Annotated in this window: 16 protein-coding genes and 2 pseudogenes; 12 read left to right on the forward strand and 6 right to left on the reverse strand. The window is 36.5% G+C overall.

Translation table 11 applies throughout. The annotated features are described in order from the left end of the window. Positions 1 to 28 precede the first annotated feature (28 nt). From D9782_RS12555 to D9782_RS12570, 4 genes and pseudogenes are all read left to right on the forward strand, one after another. Entirely contained in the window at positions 29 to 2,074 is a 2,046-nt protein-coding gene (locus D9782_RS12555; protein WP_026683013.1) for a hydantoinase/oxoprolinase family protein, read from the forward strand. Continuing rightward, a pseudogene (locus tag D9782_RS12560) lies at positions 2,075 to 3,807 on the forward strand (hydantoinase B/oxoprolinase family protein). Positions 3,808 to 3,825: 18 nt separating this feature from the next. After that, positions 3,826 to 4,137, forward strand: a complete 312-nt coding sequence (locus tag D9782_RS12565; protein ID WP_121604907.1) for a cupin domain-containing protein — start codon at positions 3,826 to 3,828, stop codon at positions 4,135 to 4,137. Positions 4,138 to 4,232: 95 nt separating this feature from the next. Then, positions 4,233 to 5,591: a purine-cytosine permease family protein gene (locus D9782_RS12570; RefSeq protein WP_240455735.1), complete on the forward strand. Its 1,359-nt coding sequence runs from the start codon at positions 4,233 to 4,235 to the stop codon at positions 5,589 to 5,591. 71 nt (positions 5,592 to 5,662) lie between these two features. Here D9782_RS12570 and D9782_RS23980 read toward each other — a convergent pair. From D9782_RS23980 to D9782_RS12585, 3 genes and pseudogenes are all read right to left on the reverse strand, one after another. Further along, positions 5,663 to 5,763, reverse strand: a pseudogene (locus D9782_RS23980) (GNAT family N-acetyltransferase); the annotation flags it as partial. Positions 5,764 to 5,809: 46 nt separating this feature from the next. Then, a complete protein-coding gene (locus tag D9782_RS12580) occupies positions 5,810 to 6,283 on the reverse strand; it encodes an ASCH domain-containing protein (protein WP_121604908.1) in 474 nt (157 codons plus the stop codon). A gap of 119 nt (positions 6,284 to 6,402) precedes the next feature. Continuing rightward, positions 6,403 to 7,254 carry a DMT family transporter gene (locus D9782_RS12585; protein WP_121604909.1) on the reverse strand — a complete coding sequence of 284 codons (852 nt, stop codon included), beginning with the start codon at positions 7,252 to 7,254 and terminating at the stop codon, positions 6,403 to 6,405. An 83-nt stretch (positions 7,255 to 7,337) separates the two neighbouring features. Between D9782_RS12585 and D9782_RS12590 the strand changes: the two genes are divergently transcribed. Both D9782_RS12590 and D9782_RS12595 read left to right on the forward strand, forming a co-directional pair. Then, positions 7,338 to 7,529 carry a hypothetical protein gene (locus D9782_RS12590; protein ID WP_162986288.1) on the forward strand — a complete coding sequence of 64 codons (192 nt, stop codon included), beginning with the start codon at positions 7,338 to 7,340 and terminating at the stop codon, positions 7,527 to 7,529. Positions 7,530 to 8,063: 534 nt separating this feature from the next. Next, positions 8,064 to 8,795, forward strand: a complete 732-nt coding sequence (locus D9782_RS12595; RefSeq protein WP_121604911.1) for a polysaccharide deacetylase family protein — start codon at positions 8,064 to 8,066, stop codon at positions 8,793 to 8,795. Positions 8,796 to 9,156: 361 nt separating this feature from the next. On the opposite strand, the gene D9782_RS12600 is transcribed toward D9782_RS12595, so the two are convergent. Next, on the reverse strand, positions 9,157 to 10,515 hold the full coding sequence (locus D9782_RS12600) for a transposase (protein WP_121603749.1): 1,359 nt from the start codon (positions 10,513 to 10,515) through the stop codon (positions 9,157 to 9,159). Between the two features lie 628 nt (positions 10,516 to 11,143). Here D9782_RS12600 and D9782_RS12605 point away from each other — a divergent pair. From D9782_RS12605 to D9782_RS12625, 5 genes are all read left to right on the forward strand, one after another. Beyond that, positions 11,144 to 11,470 carry a hypothetical protein gene (locus tag D9782_RS12605; protein ID WP_121604912.1) on the forward strand — a complete coding sequence of 109 codons (327 nt, stop codon included), beginning with the start codon at positions 11,144 to 11,146 and terminating at the stop codon, positions 11,468 to 11,470. Positions 11,471 to 11,543: 73 nt separating this feature from the next. Further along, a complete protein-coding gene (locus D9782_RS12610) occupies positions 11,544 to 12,194 on the forward strand; it encodes a DUF5819 family protein (RefSeq protein ID WP_162986393.1) in 651 nt (216 codons plus the stop codon). A 194-nt stretch (positions 12,195 to 12,388) separates the two neighbouring features. After that, complete coding sequence (locus D9782_RS12615; protein WP_121604914.1) at positions 12,389 to 13,351, forward strand: HTTM domain-containing protein; 963 nt, start codon at positions 12,389 to 12,391, stop codon at positions 13,349 to 13,351. Beyond that, the gene (locus D9782_RS12620) at positions 13,323 to 13,745 is read left to right on the forward strand and encodes a thiol-disulfide oxidoreductase DCC family protein (RefSeq protein WP_121604915.1); all 423 of its coding nucleotides are present in this window, start codon (positions 13,323 to 13,325) and stop codon (positions 13,743 to 13,745) included. Before D9782_RS12615 ends, D9782_RS12620 begins: the two co-directional genes overlap by 29 nt. 74 nt (positions 13,746 to 13,819) lie before the next feature. Then, positions 13,820 to 15,019, forward strand: coding sequence for a transglutaminase-like domain-containing protein (locus tag D9782_RS12625; protein ID WP_121604916.1), 1,200 nt, complete (start codon positions 13,820 to 13,822; stop codon positions 15,017 to 15,019). Between the two features lie 346 nt (positions 15,020 to 15,365). Here D9782_RS12625 and D9782_RS12630 read toward each other — a convergent pair whose 3' ends face one another. Both D9782_RS12630 and D9782_RS12635 read right to left on the reverse strand, forming a co-directional pair. After that, the gene (locus tag D9782_RS12630) at positions 15,366 to 16,220 is read right to left on the reverse strand and encodes a Cof-type HAD-IIB family hydrolase (protein ID WP_121604917.1); all 855 of its coding nucleotides are present in this window, start codon (positions 16,218 to 16,220) and stop codon (positions 15,366 to 15,368) included. Position 16,221: 1 nt separating this feature from the next. Next, on the reverse strand, positions 16,222 to 17,001 hold the full coding sequence (locus tag D9782_RS12635; RefSeq protein WP_121604918.1) for a DeoR/GlpR family DNA-binding transcription regulator: 780 nt from the start codon (positions 16,999 to 17,001) through the stop codon (positions 16,222 to 16,224). 158 nt (positions 17,002 to 17,159) lie between these two features. Here D9782_RS12635 and D9782_RS12640 point away from each other — a divergent pair, with 158 nt between their 5' ends. Then, entirely contained in the window at positions 17,160 to 17,468 is a 309-nt protein-coding gene (locus D9782_RS12640; protein ID WP_121604919.1) for a putative quinol monooxygenase, read from the forward strand. The last annotated feature ends 341 nt before the right edge of the window (positions 17,469 to 17,809 follow it).

Raw genomic sequence — 17,809 nt, forward strand, 5'->3', positions numbered from 1 at the left:
TAATTCATTTAGAAAGGGCGGTAATACTATGAGGGTAGCAACAGATATTGGAGGAACGTTTACGGATTTAGTTTATGTTGATGAAGATGGAAAAGTAGAAGTTGCCAAAAGCCATACTACTCCTCCTGACTTTGAGCAGGGAGTTATCGATGTATTAGAAAAAAGTAACATGGATAAAGAAGCAATCGAAACTTTTATACATGGAACTACTGTAATTATAAATGCTCTAACGGAAAGAAAGGGTGCCAAAACGGGTCTCATTACTACAAAAGGATTTCGTGATGTCTTGGAAATCGCTCGTGGTAATCGTCCTGATTTATTTAATATTCGCTACAAAAAACCAGAGCCATTTATTGAGCGTTATTTGCGGAGGGAAGTGGATGAACGCCTTAATTATAAAGGAGAGGTTCAAACAGCTTTAAACCGCGAACAGGTTAAAACAGCAATCGAATATTTTAAGTGTGAGCAGGTAGAGGCAATCGCAGTCACCTACTTACATTCCTATGTGAATCCAGAACATGAAATGGAGACAGTCAAGTTGATCAAGGAGTTATGGCCAGAGGTTGCCGTGTCAGCATCGCATGAAGTAACGAAGGAGTGGAGGGAATACGAGAGAACGAATACGACCGCTTTAAATGCATATGTCCAGCCAACAGCAACATCATACATTAATAAATTACATCGCAAATTGACGGAATTTAATACGAATAGTAACAACTTTATTATGCAATCGAATGGCGGAACTACGACCTTTGACGAAGCAAAAAAAACACCGATTAATATGGTGGAATCTGGACCTGTTGCAGGAATATATGGCGCTGCTGTGCTGGGAGAGATTATAGGAGAAAAAAATGTAATAGCTTTTGATATTGGTGGTACCACGGCTAAATGCTCACTCATCGAAAATGGCGAAGTGAAAGTATCTACCAATTATTATATCGAACGAAATGATCGTACTGCAGGGTATCCGATTAAAGCACCGGTAGTGGATATCGTGGAAATCGGAAATGGAGGAGGCTCCATTGCTTGGATGGACGAGGCCGGTTCACTAAAAGTCGGACCTGAATCAGCTGGAGCTCTGCCTGGACCCGTTTGTTATGGACAGGGGGGGACAGAACCAACTACAACAGATGCGAATGTATTAACAGGACGTCTTTCTCCGGAAAATTTTGACTTTCCAGTTGATATGGAAGCTGTACAAAAGGTTATGGAAGAAAAAATCGCCAATCCTTTAATGATGACGGCTGAGGAAGCAGCATTAGGAATTATTCGTATAGCAAATTCTAATATGTTAAATGCATTAAAGTTAATTTCCATTCGAAAGGGGCACAATCCACAAGATTTTACATTAGTAGCTTTTGGAGGCGGTGGTTCCATGCATGCAACAGCGCTGGCAAAAGAGCTAGGTGTCAAAAAAGTAGTCATTCCAATAGCATCACCAGTGTTTTCAGCTTGGGGGATGTTAATGACTGATCTCCGTCACGACTATATTAAAACGTATATTAAACGAATAAATAAGTTAGACCTACAAGCGTTGCATCAAGAATGGCATATAATGGAGCAGTCGGCTTATGATCAATTTGCTAATGAAGGAATTCCGAAAAATGATGTACTATTTCATCGCTTTGCAGATATGCGTTACCTTGGCCAGGAGCACACTGTAAAAGTCCCAGTTCCAGCTGGTAATTGGTCGGAAAAGGATGTCAAGAAGATTATTGATGCATTCCATAAGTTACATGAGCAGAACTATACCTTCCAATTACCAGATACAGAAATTGAAATGGTTAATTTGCATGTTACTGCTTTTGGAAAAGTAGCCAAGCCTTCTATAAAGAAAATAAAGCGTCATACATCATTACAAGAAGCAAAAATAGAAACAAGAGATGTCTATTTTGAAGATCCCAAGGGCTGGAAGAAAACCGATGTGTACCAGCGTGAAAAACTGCCTATTAACAACCCGATATATGGACCAGCTATTGTCGAAGAAAAAGCGGCGGTTACGGTAGTTTATCAAGGACAATCCTTAACGGTAGATGATTATGGGAATTTAATAATAGAAACGGGGGCGAAGTAAATGTTATCTAATGAAACAAAAATAGATCCATTTACATTGGAAATCGTCAAAGATTCTTTGCTAGCTACTGGAGATGAAATGTTTATCGCCTTAGCCAAAACCTCTATGAGTCCGATTATCTATGAGGTTTTAGATTATGCTAGTGGATTGACGGATGCAAAAGGACAATTGCTTACTCAAGGGAATGGAGTAACTGGCTTTATAGGAATGCTTTCCTTTATGGTTAAACAAACGGTAGAGAAATACGGGGAGACTGGTAATCTGCATCCGGGGGATATTATTATTGTCAATGATCCATATGGTGGTGGAGGTTCCCATCTATCTGATGTAGGCTTAGTTATGCCAATTTTCTATGACGGGGAGGTAATTGCTTTTTCGGCAAATAAAGCGCATTGGACAGAAGTGGGAGGAAAGGATCCGGGATCATTCACCAATGATTCGAGAGATATTTTTCAAGAGGGTTTACAGTTCCCTTCATTGAAACTATTTGATGCTGGGAAATTAAATTAACCACTGGTTGAAATGATAAAGGCGAATGTGCGATTTCCTGATCTATCATTAGGAGATATGTGGGCTCAAGTAGCTGCCCTTAAAACCGGCGAGAAACGTGTTGTTGAATTATGTGAAAAGCATGGTAAAGAACTAATTGTTTCCGCTATTCGTAGCCAGTTGGATCACGGTGAAACAATCTCAAGACAAGAGCTCACCAAATTGCCGAAGGGGACCTATACAGCAAGCGGTTATGTAGAAACAGATGGAATTGGAAATGGACCATTTCCGATTCAAGTAAAGGTTACAATCACAGAGGATGCGTTTACTTGTGACTTCAGGGGTAGCAGTCCTCAAGTTCCAGGTCCGGTCAATTGCTCGTTTACTGGACTAGCGTCAGCGGTAAGAACCATTTTTTTAGCTATAACAAATCCAGATCAAAATGTGAATGATGGGGTTTTTCGTCCATTAGAAATAATTGTAGATGATAAGTCGATTATGTCAGCAGAAAGACCAGCTCCTACTTCTAATTATTTTGAGACAATGCTAGGTTGTACAGATTTAATTTGGAAAGCCTTAGCTCCACATATACCTGATAAATTAGCAGCAGCTCATTTATTATCTGTATGTGCTGTTACTTTAACTGGAAAGCATCATGACACGGAGGAACCATTTTTGATTGTAGAACCTTCTGTTGGTGGCTGGGGGGAGCTGAAGGACAGGATGGTGCAAGCGGACAGTTCTGTGTGTTAGATGGTGAGACATATAATGTCCCGGTCGAGGTCGCGGAAACAAGATACGGTGTCATGATTGATGAATATAGTTTACGTATTGATGGATCTGGGGCTGGACAATATATCGGCGGTAAGGGTGTTATTCGATCATATAGAGCATTAACAGATGAGCAATCAGCTACGGTCACATTTGGACGTAATAAGTATCGGCTATGGGGGATAAATGGTGGACAAGATGGATCATTAAATGAGTTTTATATCCATAAAGCGAACGGAGATATCGATGGACCTTTTGGTGTTTACCCGCGCTATCAACTTCAGAAAAATGACGTGTTAAAACTAATGACTGCTACTGGTGGTGGATATGGTGACCCAATGAAACGGCCAGCTGAACAAGTTGTTCGTGATGTGAAAAATGAATATTACACCGTGGAAGAGGCAGAGCATGTATTTGGAGTTAGCATTGACCCTCAAACGTTTGATTATAAAGAATCAGCAAACAGAAGATAGCTGGAAGGCGGAGTAGGTATGAAAATAAAAGAAGATGGCCACGAAAAATTAGGATTAACGACTTTATTTACAAACAAAGAAAAAACTGTGAAGTTTGGCACAGCTATTATTGCACCTGGTGAACGGGTACCTGTAGTGGGTGTTTCCTCTCATTTTGAACATGAATATTCCGTTATTGTAAAAGGAAAAATAGCTGGTGAAAGTGGCGGGGAAGCCTTTGAAGTTGGAGAATCTGCTGCAACTTTCATCCCAGCAGGTGAGGAGCATTGGGCAATAAATAATAGTGATGCTCCCTGTGAAATAGTCTGGTTACTTGTAAATGAACAGTAAAAGGAAAGTAAACAATAAGTAGAAAGGAAAGCATCTTTTCTACTATTGTTTTACAGATTTTTTTCAGAATATTGAATTATTAGGGGTGGATACAATTGAATGAGAAAAAAGGGAAAGCAATAGAACAAGATAATGCTCTACAAGCAGTTCCAATCGATCAACGTCAGCATTGGATGACTCCAGCAATGATATTTGGTGGTCTTGAATTTACGATACCAGTTTTAATGGTCGGAGCTACACTTGCGGGTAGCTTTGGACTTGGGGAAACATTCTTTATTCTTTTTGTAGCTCTATTTGGTATACAATGGATAGGAAATGCATTACAAGGTTATATTGGTGCCAAAACAGGACGTTCCTCATCTGTTATAGCCCGAACTAGTTTTGGTGCGATGCAAGCAAGGTTTATTGTAGGTTTAACTATTTTTGTAGTCTCGCTTGGATGGTGGGCCGTACAGACATCTGTGGCAGGTAATGCGATATCTGCGATGTTTGGAATTGATTACACCACACAATGGGGGCTATGGGCATGTATAACGGCGATAGCGGGTTTGCTTTTTGCTATACCCTCTATTATTGGGTATAGTTCCATGAAATGGACAGATTATATTGCTGTTCCTGCTGGACTTCTTCTAATTGGAGCGGGAATTTATTTTGCATTAAGAAATACAGGGTGGGAAACAATCTCCAATTGGAATCCAGCCCCTTCGATGGGGATATTTGCAGCTATTAGTTTAGTTATTGGTGTAAATGTATCTCAGTGGGTTATTGCTTCAGATTATACACGATATGCTAAACCAACAATAAAGGATAATGCACTTATTCCTGCAGGTATTGCCATCATAGGCCTTCCGCTATTTATTGTAGGAGCTGTTATGTCTGTTGGAGTTGGGGAAGCAGATATTGTTAATGTAATGTTGAATCTAGGGTTTCCAGTGTGGGGATTTTTAATTCTCTGGTTTGCCACATGGACGAGTCAATTGGTTAATAATTATAGTATGGGATTAGCATTGTCTAATATGTTAAATGTGAATTCCAATAAGGGAAGAGCGTTGCTCACCTTTGCTGGTACAGTCGTTGCTATTATCATATCATTAGCGGGTATCCTTGATTATTTTATGGACTTTTTATATTTAACTGCATTAGTGTACCCAGCAATTGCGGGTGTAATAATGGTAGACTTCTTTTTTATCCGTAAACGTACGTGGACAGATCATCAAGGCTGGAACTGGATGGCTACTATTGCTTTAGTGGTAGGTACAATGCTAGGTTATTTGACACAGTATGTAACTACTTTTGGTCTTCCTGCTGTTCAGTCACTAATTGCTTCAGGCTTCGTCTACTATATTTCAATGAAAATGAAAGCAAAGGTAGCACCTGACCATTTTACAAGCATTGCTACATGTGGCTACGAAGAGAGCAATTACAATGAAACTGTAAGTAACAAAAGGGCTTGATTCATTCTGTGAATCAGCCCTTTTTTATTAAATGATAGGGGAGCGAATCAATGGAACGAACCTCCATTGTTCTATAAGGTAGTGATTACTTTAACGACTGCCATTTCTTTACCAAACCTTTCACCATTATCAATAAATCCTAACTAGCGTAGAGGTGATGAGCGCTAGTATTGAGTCATTCACATGCTATATTTTGATAAGTATTTCTCTTCTTTAATTTATACCTTATCCTTATAAACATCCATTACCTTAAATGTTTGACAGACTAGTAATAAGTCGGGGGTAAAAGTAAGGCCGTACTGACTTAATTCCCAAGTGAAAAATTTGACATGCTCACGATACCAATAATCATAGCTTAAATCCCCTTCGCCCTCAGATCTTGCAAAATCACTTGATACTTCATTCATTTTTATAAAATCGATCTTTGTATATTTTATAATTGCTAATGGATTATTATCACCGTCTAATACAATACCATACTGACCAACTTTTGGAATTTCTTCTCCTTCCAGTTCATAAACACAATGAGCAGCGCATGTTCCAGTTTTGATTCCATTAACGACTAAACTTCCTAATTCATCTCCCATTTCTTTGGTACCATCCCCAAACATCCATGCTTCTGGAAGGTTCATGTTTAAATCATTCTCTTTAGCGTACATATTCCAATATTTTTTAATCTTATTATTAAACATTAATTATTCCCCTTTAGTAGTAAATGCGATAAAACAAAGTGACCATAACCTATTGTCTGTTATTTTGGGAAAACATGTATTACTATTAAATGACCTACATATTAGAAAAGATGTTACAATTATTTAACTGCATTGTTCCTTAAAAACATATAGAATGATGCACCGAAGATTGTAATATACCCAATTATACTCCAAACGTCGGGAATTTGATCGAATAAAACAATGCTGATGAACGCCGAATAAATTACTGTAGAATAGAAGAATATGGATATTTCTTTTGCAGGAGCATATTTATATGCAATCGTAATACCGAATTGACCAACAGTTGCAAATACACCAGCTGCTAGTAGATATGTCCATTGTTGCAGGCTCATTGATTCATAAAAAACAAGCACGAATGGCAGCAATATCATTGTCGTGAAGAATGAAAAATAAAAAACGACTGTATAAAACTGTTCTTTACTTCCTAATACGCGTAATACGGTGTATGCTCCTGCGGCAAACACAGCTGAAAGAAAACCGGCGAGATAAGGTATCGTATCTACCGAGAATGCTGGTTTAATAATAAATAAAGTTCCGATAAAGGCAATAATTATAGCAACAACTTGAAAAGTACGTGTTCTTTCTTTTAAAAAGATTGCTGCAAATATAATAGTAAGAAATGGACTTAACTTGTTTAGCATATCTGCATCAGATAGAACAAGATGGTCAATAGCATAGAAATATAAAATAATACCAATTGCTCCTAAACTAGATCGTAGCAAGAGAATTTTTTGATTCTCTTTTTTACCAAATAAACGTTCCTTATAATATTTGACGAATCCAAATGCAATAATCATGGAAATAGCATTTCGAAAGAACGTTTTTTGAACAGTTGGTACATCACCTGATAGCTTAACAAAAGCTGCCATCATAGAAAAACCAAATGCAGATAAAAGTAGTAAGATAATTCCTTTATTTCGATTGCTCATGGTGTCCTCCAATCATGTTGAATGGCAGTTATACTTTTATAGTTGGCCTCAACACCGTAATATTTTGTCATAAAGTCTATGTGTTGTCTACTAAAGTATTTTATCTATATAAAGAAAGGGAAATGATGATGGAAAAAGAAATGGTTGGTTATTGTGCGGTATGCCATAAGCCTATTTACTGTCATGGTGGATTTTTAGAAGGAAACATAGGGGATGATAAGGTACTTCGATGCCTTGCATGTACAAATGAGGATGAAGTTGTTTCTAACCAGTAATTATAAACACACATATCTCTCTCGTTTAATCGTGTTTATATTTAAACGAGGTGTATGTATTGTTCAACTATGTTTCTTTATAATACCTGTAATTCGCGAGTAAATGATGTTAATACTTCGACCTTGATCCTAACCGATTAACTGCCCCCAGGTGGTGATGCCATTTTATGTAAGGATTTTCTTCATCAAAAATAGGTATCATATGCGCAATGATGGATGCACTTCAATTCGTCTTCCCTAATGCTACATATGTTGATATTCAAGAAGCTATTAATAAACAGCGACTTAAGAAATTAAAAGTGAAATTTTCTATTTGCAAGAGTTGATCATACTATTTAGCAATTACAGGTACTACCACTAACGACATCAAGTATGTCTTTAATCAGTTTTTAAACGTTTCCCTTGATGTTAAAATTCCTTAACTATCCTTGAAATATCTCTAAATCCCACTAGCCACTCCGAATCCAAATAATGAATATAATATTCTAAGATAGTCATAATAAAACAGTAGGTAAGGGGGATGAGTTTATTGATATGAAATTGTTAAGATATTCTTTACTTTTCTATATTACTTTATTAACAATAATTATATTTTGTAGAGTTTCTATTGCAGATGTATCTAACTATCCATTGCAAATAAATTATCCGAACATAATGATGTATCAAGGGAAAACTCACCAAAAGGTTATTGCATTAACCTTTGATGATGGCCCTGATCAACAGTATACCCCGAAAATTTTAGATATATTAAAAAGGGAAGGGGTTCCGGCAACCTTTTTCTTAATGGGTGCACGTGTTTCAAAGTATCCTAATGTGGCAAGGAGAATTGTTGAAGATGGTCATAGTGTTGGTAACCATTCATTTTGGCATCCTCAATTGACAAAGACTAGTGTTAATCGGATGAAATGGGAAATTAAGAGTACAGAAAAACAAATATTATTAGCTACGGGAGTAAGTTCGACACTCTTCAGAGCACCATATGGAGATATAAGTGAAAAATTTGTACAAGAGCTCGGTAATATGGGATATAAAGGCATTGGCTGGTCTATTGATACGGAGGATTGGAAGGAACTTTCAAACACAGACATTTCTCAAACTGTGCTTAACTTAGCTCATCCAGGAGCTATAGTACTTATGCATAGTGCTGGACATAGTTCGCAGGACCTAACGGGAACAGTCGAATCACTAAAAAATATGATAACAATTCTTAAGCGGAGAGGATATCGTTTTGTAACAATTCCTGAACTGTGGAATCTTAATAACTAATGTATATTACCATGTAGTTTGTCATCAAATGAAGTACCCACTTAGTAATGTAATAACATATCCGTAGTTCTATGTAGATGATTTTTAAAAAAATGAGTGAAATATTTCCTCTATACACTCAGATTTACAACGCTAAGCACAATCTTAAGGACAATTTTAATCGGTTTACTTTGATGGGAACATATCATATATGTTCTTTATCTTATTTTCTTTTGCCCCCTCTGTAATTAATTAGCGATGCTAACCTTATATTTAAACTTAAAACTTCCTATCTGAATCAATTTCATAATTGCTGTTTTTAAAAATGCATAGAGTTGTTCCTTGATGATTTTCAAGTTTTTTTAATAAAGATCAATTTTATTTATGCAGCTTTTAGCGTCTTATGTTTCATTTCTAGTCTAATCCGATCCGCGGCTAATCTTGAGGCATTATAAACAAGCGTCACCAAATGGAAGTGAAGACTTGATTTTTTCCCGGTTCGGTGACGGACATTATTCAGTCCAAAGAATTCTTTCAAATAGGCATTAACACGTTCGACAGCGGTACGTTCTTTGTACAGTTCATCCCATTTTTTCGATCCCCTTGCGGGATTGGTGTACTTTCGGATATCTGTAGATTGTTTGATTTTAAAAGTCTTTTGACAAAGTGAGTCGTGTTGTAATGGGCACGTTGCACATTCCTTCGGACGTGTATATTTCAATGTCTTGTATTTTGGATCGAAGCTGTCGTAGCGATAGGAATGCTCTAGGACACAAGTCGGTGCGAAGTACTCGTCATAACCAACCGTCTCTCCTTCGTTACGTCGGTTATATGGAATGACAGCTTGTAGATCCTGATCGATTAATTGTTGATAGATTGGTTCATAATCGTAACCGGCATCGAAAAGGCCAGCAGTAAATAAAGACGGAAGATCGCGATCAATTTTCTTTAATAAAGGGATGGCTGCCTTTCCATCATTGAGGCTACCGGACGTCATCATCCCCGCAAGAATGTACTGGCTTTTTGTGCTAACGGCTAAGTGACCTTTGTAGCCAAACCAGAAGATGTTTTTTCCATCACTGTTTTTCTTGACTCCCCATTTTGGTTCGATGGGGGCTTCATTCAACAACACTTCCACTGATTCAGAAAGCTGATGAACAATTTCTTTTTCATAAATCGGACGCGCTTCTTCCTCGGCCTGTTTTTCTTTGAGCCATTGTTCACGCTCAGCTTTTGGTTTGCGTCCGCGCTTTTTCGGTGTTGTCCTTTCTTTCTTATCGGATGTATGAGCGCGATCTCTTGCCTCGAAATGAGTAGCGTCAATAGCGATGTTTTCTTCGCCGATATGCCCTTCATCGATGGCAAGAAAAATAAGCTCATCATGGATATGTTCCATCTCATCTGATTCACTGATGATAGTAACCATTCTTGAATAAGAAGCTTCAGATGGAATTTGGTCAGAGTGAAGAAATCCACAGTCATATCGAAAAATAGGATCACGTTTTAAACGCCTAATCAGGTCTTTGATTGTTACAATTCGCTCCACCACACGAGCGATTAATGAGTAGATCATGGCACCGTAATTCAGTTCTCTTGGGGCACCAACTTTATTAGGTTTATCAAATAAATTCAAGATAGGATCCAAATTGATTGTTGAAAAAACAGCTTCAAAATGATGGGTAGGTTCCATCTCATATAATTCGTGTATGTCAAACAAGCTTTGTTGTCGTATAATAGACATAGGGGGCATCTCACCTCTCTGTTTATGTTTGTGTGGTAACTAACATTATACAGGATTTGGGGAGGTGCTCTAATTTTTATGTCTTTAAAGTCTTGAGCCCCAAGGGCTCTATATTATGAAATTAACTCATCTATTAAATATTAGACGATCATTCAAAATAGAATCATAAACGTTTTCAAAAAGACCTTTGGACAGGCATGAATTACAGGGAAGTACACCAATAGTAAGAAATATTTGCTCACGTCATCCATGCTTTCATGACCACTACTCTAAACTACCTTCTGATCCCCTATGGAATAGCTGGCTGTATTAAACCTAAATTTGCTCTCATAATTTGTGTAAAAAATATTAACTTTTTTTTACATGTTTTCAACAAATTATGACATTAATTGCATTTTACCTGTGTTACTTTGTACATGAAATAGGTTTATTACTATCTAGAAGGAGGATAGAAAGTACAAGAAGTTCGATGGTAAGTAGTAAGTAAGCGAAGAAATTCATATGTTCTCATTATCGACTTTTTGTACAACCTCTTTGAAGGAGGGGATCTATGAATAAGATATCAAGATAAGTACAGGTCGGTGTAGTTGGTAATTTATTTTTTAATATGAATGGGAGGAATAGTTTAATGAAAAAAAAGCTAATAACAGGAGTCTTAACATTAAGTTTATTTATTGGAGGTACTGCTACAACATCTGTCCTTGCCGGTGCTGATGATATTGAAACGCAAACAGCTGTCCAGACTGAATTAGCTTCTAACAATGAAGTGTCTCCTGAAGCAACTCCAGCAGCTGCAGGAGCTTATGCAATGCAAGCTTCGCGTGTTGCAGCAACAGCTTTTGTTGGAGGGTTTACAGCTAAAGCCGGTGCTGATGCATATGATGCATTAGGAGGCAGTGCAATGAATGCAAGCCCGACTGGTTATGAAAATATTAAAGTGGTTTTTGATCAATAAATATTTACATTAAATAAAAGGCGATTGTCCCAAAACATGGGACAATCGTCCAATAGATAGAGGTGATATTATGTTGAAAAAAATTATTATAATATTTTCTATTATTTTGTTTTCCATACATTTTTTATTTACCGCTATTTATTTAGCCCCTTTTAATCCTGTAAAAGCAAAATTCGGATTTATAATAAATGGATATATGGAACCTTTGTTTTCACAGAACTGGAGATTATTTGCTCCCAATCCAGCAAGTACGAACAACCAATTCCTAGTACGTGCAGAATTGGCTAATGGAGAGACAACAGAATGGATTAATTTAACGTCTTTTATGATTGAAAAGAACTATAAAAATCGTTTTACACCTTATAATCGTTTAGTTAGAATTCAGCGAGGCGCTTTTACTGCCCTTCATCAAAAAGATGACATAACCATGAAGCTATCTGAAAAAGTAGAAGAAAAAAAATTAAATAAGGAAGATTTTGACTATATTCTGGATAATGAAATGATGAAAGAGCAAAGAGAAGATGGGATTGACATATTAAATCGTTATGCTCAATCTTACGTAAGCAGTTTATATCCTGGAGAAGATATAGCACGTACACAATTAATCGTTAGACAAACAGAGGCTACACCTTATTCGGAACAGAGCAATCCAACCTTTAAAAATAAAACAAATATACATGAATTTGAATGGCGAGAATTCGAAAAAGTTTCCCCTGTGTTTTAATGCATTTTCAACAGTTATCTATCGCCAGAGGTACCCGGGTAATCTGAGTAAGAGAACACGTCACATAAAAGATGTGATTAATAAATTCAAACTATTTTAAATCACGTCATTTTCATTCGTAAGGGCTTTTTATGGATATGCTTTAAATATTATAAAATTAAACCAAACATTTACTCAAAGGAGGATGCCAAGTTTTGAATAAAATTTATGAGAAGCTATCTACACAAAAACATATGTTAATGGGAACCAGTTTAATTAGAATTGCTTTTGGTCTATTAATTTTATATTTCTATTTTATTCATTATGGGCAACGAAGATTTCTGTGGGGACCAAATGGGATGCAGGATCATGAAACTTTAACAAAACAACTGTTTACCACTAATAATTTTTCTATCTATCAATTAAATGATTCCTTACTGTACTTTGAAATCATTTTTCATATCGGTGTTGTAATCGCTTTTTTCTTTACTATTGGATTCATGGGAAGACTAACAGCTATCTTAAACTTCATTTTTATTTGGTCTCTTCAACATGCAAATGTTTTAATTCTAGATGGTGGAGACAATGTAATGAGGATCATTCTATTTTATTTGTTATTTGCAAATACTACGGCATTTTTTTCACTGGATGGTTATAGAAGAAAACAGAAAGTTTCCAGTATTACCCTGTCACCGTCTTTATCCAATGCATTTCATAATTTAGCTGTTCTTGCTTCCATTATACAAGTCTCCTTTATGTATTTAACATCTGGTATGCACAAGATCATGGGAGAAGTTTGGCAAAACGGTACAGCACTTTACTATATCTTACAAGTAGACGAATACACCCATCCGTTTTTTAAGGAGTTAGTTATATCATCCGACTTTTTATTACTGATTGGTGCATATGGAGCTATTTTTGCGCAAATAACATATCCATTTTTATTATTCAATCGCTACACTAGATATATTGCTATCTTTAATATTATCGCTATGCATATAGGCATTGCGATAGTGATGGGATTGTTTACTTTTTCTGCGACAATGATTTCCATACAACTTGTTTTACTGAAAAATGAAGAGTATGAACGAGCATACACAGCTGTGAAAAGATTATTATCTAAATTAAGGCTCAGAAAGGGGAAGCAATATGAAGTTGAACAGATCGAACAAGTCTAAAGAAAAGAATCGTGTCCTTGTTTTTTATGATACTTGGTGCCCTGTTTGCACAAGAAGCATGAAAATACTAGCAAAAATGGATTGTTTCCGTCGTCTTCAATATGAGTCTACTAGAAATATAGCTGTTTTAAATGAATACGGCTTAGAATATGAAAAAGTGGAAAAACGAATGCACACCATTATCATAATAAATGGTGTAATAGAAGAAGGAATAGATAGTATATTACGTATAGCTAAACAAGTCCCATTTTTATGGCCCGCGGTCCCCTTGCTTAAACTGTTTATTTGGGTGGGGGTGGGGTCTAGGTTATATGACTGGTTGGCAAGTAAGCGGAAAATACTTCCAGTTGGAGGATGTGAAGGTGATTCTTGTAGGATCCATGATAAAAGTTAATCGATATTGATAAATACAAAAACCATTTGTAATACAAGGTTTTTACTAAAAATAAGTAAAAAGCAGGTGAAACTTTGAAAAATAAAGTAACCTATACTTTTCAATATTTTAATTCTACTTCCGCTAATGTATACCTATGGCTAGCATCTCCACCAGAGACGAGGTATCAGAAAATAATAAACGAGCAGAAATCATTACCCGTTCAAGAAAATGAAGATATGATTGGTAATCAGATTAGTTTCTATAAAATTGAATCTGGTGAAACAATGAAAGCATCTTACGAGATAGAGCTGTTAAGCAAAACAGAAGATAGTCTGCCAGAATTGACCCAAGAAGAAAAAAATTTCTTTTTAAGGTCGACACCTATGGTTTGTGTAAACGAAGAAGTAAGGCACATCGCTTTCAATGTCATTAGAAGTGAAACAAATCCAAAAGAACAAACAAAATTACTGTTTTTTTATATCGTCAAGCATTATAACTATAAATTTCCTCCAAAAGCTAGGGGGGTTACACATTTCCTCAAAGATAAGAACGGAGATTGTGGTGAATTTTCTTTTCTATATGCAGCCCTTTGTCGTGCTATTGGTATCCCTTGCCGTGTAATGGTAGGGGCGTTTACAGGTGGAAAACATCAGCCGCATGTATGGAATGAAATTTACTTGGAACAAGAAGGTTGGATACCAGTTGATACAAGTATGGCTGCTACAGTAAAAAAACAGTTCTGGAGATACATTTTCTCTCCTATTCAAACTTTATCTTGGAAAGCGTACTATGGGAAAACAGATAATCAGCGAATTACTTTTTCTATTGACACAGAACATACCCCGACTCCCGCTTATCCAAAAGTATCTGTACAGAATAGGCATATCTACAACACGTTTGATATAGCGGGAAAGTCATTTATTTGGGGGAAAGATGTAGTGCAACAAAAAATACCCTATCTCCAGCCTATTTATTTCTATTATGAAGATGAACAACCATTGAAAGATAGAACGGAGCATTATGTTGGTTTGTGGAGCGTTCATGAAACTGGAAATAAAAAATTAATACTACTACTTAGATCCGTGTTCGGATATAGTGCTTTCCTATTAGCAATGTTCTATTTTGTCACCAAATGGGAACCTTTAAGTATTCTGTTTCCAGTACCTGCGTTTCTGTTCTGTTTATCTTTTGTTATAAGAAAAGAGCGAGTGTTATTCTTCTCGATAGCTACCATTTTTTTTGGTATTATTTTGCTAATGGTAAGTATAGGAGCAATTTCTACTATTCTATAATTCCTTTTGGTCACTATTGTCCACCTCCATATTTTTTGAAATGCTATAAAGTTTTAAACTTATACGTACTGGGAAATGAATAAAAAGAATTTTATAGAAAGGAGTTTTTTCTTGAATAAAATGACTCCGGCAGCGATAAATTGCACGCAGAAAAAGCGTGCTTCTTTTTAAAGGCGTCTCGCATATTCAGTGGCTATATTATTTTTATTCTAATCAAAAAGCTTGTAGAGACTAGGATTTCTACAAGCTAAAGCATGTCCAATAAGGGACACGCTCAGAAAATACGCTGCATGTTACGCCGTCATCTTCGACGTCACGCCAAACAGAGTATCATTCCGTAATTTTCTTAACGTAATGAATGAAGAAAGTGAGCGACGCCATCTTCTGTATTAGGCAAAGTAACTACTTGACACGAATTTTTAATTTTCTGAGGGGCATTCCCCATTGCTGCACTTTTACCAGCGATTTCCAACATCGATAAATCGTTAAAACTATCACCGATGGCCGCTGTTTCTGATAGCTCAATTCTAAATTCCTCTGCTAGCATGCTTAATGCATTTCCTTTGGAAGCATCAATGTGCTCTAATTCAAAGTTATGCTCTGCTGAAGAAACAATCGATAAATTGGCTAGATTTTTAAAGTGGTTTCTTCCTTTTTCCAACTTTTCTTTATTGAACGAAAATGCAAGAACATTATAAACATCCAAATCCTGACCAATGAAGTCTCGGTAGGAACGTATAAATGAAAAGCCAGTTTGACTAAACTGCTTATTTGCAGCATCGGATAACTGATCTACATTAATTTCTGGGTTCGCACTTTTCATTCTATCTATTTCGATTGCTAGTAATTCTCTGCCATGCTGTGGTGTGTAGATGGCATGATTACTAAATACTTCATAATAATAGTCCTCTTTTTCAAGCCAGTTCAGTATGTTGACTGCATCCTGTTTTTGAATTGCTTTTGATCGGTATAATTTACCATCTGGGCTGTGTATGGTTGCTCCATTCGCTCCAATAATCCACGTGTTAATACCCGTGTCTTTAAAAAGTGTTTGAACATCAAAGTGCGCACGCCCAGTAGCGATAACGACTTCTATCCCTTTCGACTGAGCAGAAGTTATCGCTTCGAGGTTTTTTATACTTATCTTGTTGTTTTCGTTTAGCAAGGTTCCATCCAAATCAATGGCGATTAATTTTGTCATGTTAGTCATCTCCTATTTCATGCAAATCTGTGGTTAATAGCTCTACATTATGCTTAGTTAGTAACTCTCTAAACGCTTGTGAAGGAGTTCGATCGGTTATTAATAAATCGATATCACGTATCTCAGCAAAGCGGAAAAAATCTGATTTTCCTAACTTCGTACTATCGGCTAAAACAATAACTTGCTTTGCCTGTTGCATCATTTTTCTTTTTACAATCCCATCTTCTTCATGAGCGACGGTTAATCCATGTTCAGATATTCCTACTACACCAATAAACGCTTTATCAACAAGGTATTCTGAAAGTTTACTAATGACTGATGGACCATATAAATAACGGTGATCCTTTTCCAAGGTTCCTCCAAGTAGTTGAATATTCATTTCAGATTTAGTAGATAATAGATCTGCCTGATTAATTGAATTTGTAATGATTGTACAGTTAATATTATTGAGCTGCTCAGCACAGGATTGAACAGTTGTTGATGCGTCTAAAATGATTCTGTCTCTTGGGTAAATGAGCATAGCCGCTTTTTTTCCAATACTTTTTTTTTCAATAGACACCATCGTTAAGCGATTGGAATAGCTTTTTACTTCATTATGATATGCTGGGAGAATAGCGCCTCCTCGTGTACGGATAATCGCTTGTTCTTCTTCCAATTTGACAAGATCTCTTCTGGCTGTGTCTCTGGAAACGGCAAACAAGGAACAGATTTGCTCAACAGATATCCTATTATTACGTTGAAGAAACTCCAGTATGCCAATCAATCTTTCTTCTTGATACAAACAGATCCGCCTCCATCATTCTGTGCTTTGTTTTCATTATACTATAAATATAAGTAATTGTAATTATTTTTAAGTTTTTTTAAGTGAAGTTAATGCTTTCGCCAAGCAGGATAATGACAATGATTTGCCGAACGAATAAATAAAAGGAGGGGTTTGGTTTGCGTAGATTTGGATTAATTACAAAGTTTACTGCTTTTGCTGGAAGGCAGGAATACTTAGCGGAAATACTTGTAAATGCAGGAGATGAAATGGAAGAATTAGAGGAGTGTCAGTTCTATATAGTTAACTTAGCAAATGAAAGGGATACAGATATCTATGTTTATGAATTGTGGGAAAGTCAGGAAGCACATCAGGATTCGTTAACTTTGAACGTAACACAAGCACTCGTTCAAAAAGCTAAGCCTTATATAAACAGTGTAGAAAGGATATGCACGCTAACACCAGTTAGAGGTAAAGAAGGTATTTAAATAACATAGGCTGTCGTAAAACGATTTACGATCATGCAACAACTGGAAGAGCTACAAAAGCTATTTACTTATGAGGAGTGTGAACCGTTGTTGTATGGAAAATATATGTTCTCCAATAGCGATGGGAAAAAAGTATTTTAATCGGAGAAATAACGAATAAATAGATTGATAGTTCGTGTAACGAAGCTGATCTGGAGTTACCGTGGGTCGCTGGTGAGCCTCTTCGTGCTGACACAGCTTTAAGTCGCAGATGTGTATCCACTCACAGGATAAGGGAAACTTCGGTAGCGATACAACCGACGTAGAAAAACATTTTTCTTAATCAAGGAGTTTTCGTATTT

The sequence above is a fragment of the Virgibacillus sp. Bac332 genome, from assembly GCF_003667785.1.
GTDB lineage: Bacteria > Bacillota > Bacilli > Bacillales > Amphibacillaceae > Virgibacillus > Virgibacillus salarius.

Bases quoted from the DNA above. Each gene is read 5' to 3' on its own strand.
- D9782_RS12580 (WP_121604908.1), bottom strand. From the start codon at position 6,283: ATGTTTAATAATAAGATTAAAAAATATTGGAATATGTACGCTAAAGAG.
- D9782_RS12600 (WP_121603749.1), bottom strand. From the start codon at position 10,515: ATGTCTATTATACGACAACAAAGCTTGTTTGACATACACGAATTATAT.
- D9782_RS12595 (WP_121604911.1), top strand. From the start codon at position 8,064: ATGAAATTGTTAAGATATTCTTTACTTTTCTATATTACTTTATTAACA.
- D9782_RS12630 (WP_121604917.1), bottom strand. From the start codon at position 16,220: ATGACAAAATTAATCGCCATTGATTTGGATGGAACCTTGCTAAACGAA.
- D9782_RS12605 (WP_121604912.1), top strand. From the start codon at position 11,144: ATGAAAAAAAAGCTAATAACAGGAGTCTTAACATTAAGTTTATTTATT.
- D9782_RS12585 (WP_121604909.1), bottom strand. From the start codon at position 7,254: ATGAGCAATCGAAATAAAGGAATTATCTTACTACTTTTATCTGCATTT.
- D9782_RS12555 (WP_026683013.1), top strand. From the start codon at position 29: ATGAGGGTAGCAACAGATATTGGAGGAACGTTTACGGATTTAGTTTAT.
- D9782_RS12620 (WP_121604915.1), top strand. From the start codon at position 13,323: ATGAAGTTGAACAGATCGAACAAGTCTAAAGAAAAGAATCGTGTCCTT.
- D9782_RS12565 (WP_121604907.1), top strand. From the start codon at position 3,826: ATGAAAATAAAAGAAGATGGCCACGAAAAATTAGGATTAACGACTTTA.